Source organism: Halobacterium bonnevillei (assembly GCF_009831555.1).
Lineage (GTDB): Archaea > Halobacteriota > Halobacteria > Halobacteriales > Halobacteriaceae > Halobacterium > Halobacterium bonnevillei.
This window is the reverse complement of record NZ_WUUU01000337.1, coordinates 1-1314: the sequence shown is the minus strand read 5'-3', so window position 1 is coordinate 1314 and position 1314 is coordinate 1. Positions and strand designations below refer to the sequence as shown.

Annotated in this window: 2 protein-coding genes and 1 pseudogene; all 3 read left to right on the top strand. The window is 70.0% G+C overall.

Going from position 1 to position 1314, the window contains the following annotated elements; translation table 11 throughout:
• Positions 1-117 (top strand): triphosphoribosyl-dephospho-CoA synthase (locus GRX66_RS19105; RefSeq protein ID WP_201293105.1); only part of this gene is annotated, 117 nt, incomplete at its 5' end.
• Positions 110-721, top strand: coding sequence for a DUF447 domain-containing protein (locus GRX66_RS19100; RefSeq protein WP_325064207.1), 612 nt, complete (start codon positions 110-112; stop codon positions 719-721). The genes GRX66_RS19105 and GRX66_RS19100, both read left to right, overlap by 8 nt.
• Positions 722-773: 52 nt before the next feature.
• A pseudogene (locus GRX66_RS19095) lies at positions 774-1314 on the top strand (hypothetical protein); the annotation flags it as partial.

The window sequence follows — 1314 nt, the reverse complement described above, 5'->3', positions numbered from 1 at the left end:
GTCCGTGACTTCGCGGCGGACCTCGTCGCGCGCGGCGTCAACCCGGGCACGACTGCCGACCTGACGGCGGCCGCCGTGTTCGTCGCGCTCGAACGCGGGGTGACAGTCGGTGACTGACGGTGCAGAGGCCCCACCATCCGCTACGGAGTGGCCCGTGGAGTTGCGCGGCGTCACTGAGACCGTGGTGACGACAATCGGGCCGAACGACCTGTGGAACGTTGCGGCGCTGGGCGTCCACGCGCCCGAGGACGGCGGCGCGGCGACGGCGACGACGTGGGGGAACACGCGCACCCGCCGGAACTTCCACCGCGAGGGCGGCGGCTACGTCCAGTTCGCGACCGACCCCGTCGTGTTCGCGGACGCCACGCTCTCGATTCGCGAGGAACCGGACCCCGTACTCGAGGCGGCCGACGCGTGGGCGCAGGTGGAGGCCACGCACGTCGACACCGACGAGACGGAAAACGGGACGCGGAGGCAACACTGGGAACTCCGTCCTGTCGAGAGCGACGTCGTCGAGGAGGCTCCCAGGACTATCAATCGCGGATTCAACGCCGTCGTAGAAGCGACGGTAGCGGCGTCCCGTCTGGACGTGCCGGCGTACGACACCGAGACGCTCCGTGAACGACTGCGGTACTTCGAGTCCGTCGTCGAATCAGCCGGCAGCGTCCGCGAACGCGAGGCGATGGCGCGCGTCCGCGAGCACGCAGACGGCGACTGGTAGCCGCTGGCCGTTCCCGACAAAGCACTTATATCGACCGTTGGAAGCAGTCGGTATGCGACGACGAGCCCTCCTCGGATCGGCGGCCGCCCTCGTCGGGTCAGGGCTGACGGGATGCCTCGGGGGATCCGACGAACCGGAACCGACCACCGAAACGGCGACAAGCAGTACCGCGACCACCGGTACCGCGACCACGGAGTACTCCGGAACCACTGACGACACGCCGACGACGTCGCAGTTCGACGTCGAACTGGACGTGGAGCTGGAGCGCCATCAGCCCGGCGTGCTGGTGATGGGCGTCGACTCCGTCGGCGTGCGGTCCGACGGCCGCCAGTACCTCTCCTACCGGGTCGACGTCACCGACGGGGTGCCGCCCGAGCGCACGGACTTCGGGTTCCGGCACGGGGACCGAGTGGTCTCGCCGCTGTACGACCTCGGGTCGGGCGCGACGCTGTACCGGATGAGCGAGACGGACGACCCCTACTACTCGCTCGGGCGCGGCGAGGGGTGGCTGCTATTCGAACTGCGGGCCGACCGGCAGTCCCGGCACGCGGCGTTCGCGCTCGGGAGCGAGGAGTGGCCGGTCGGCGACGCCG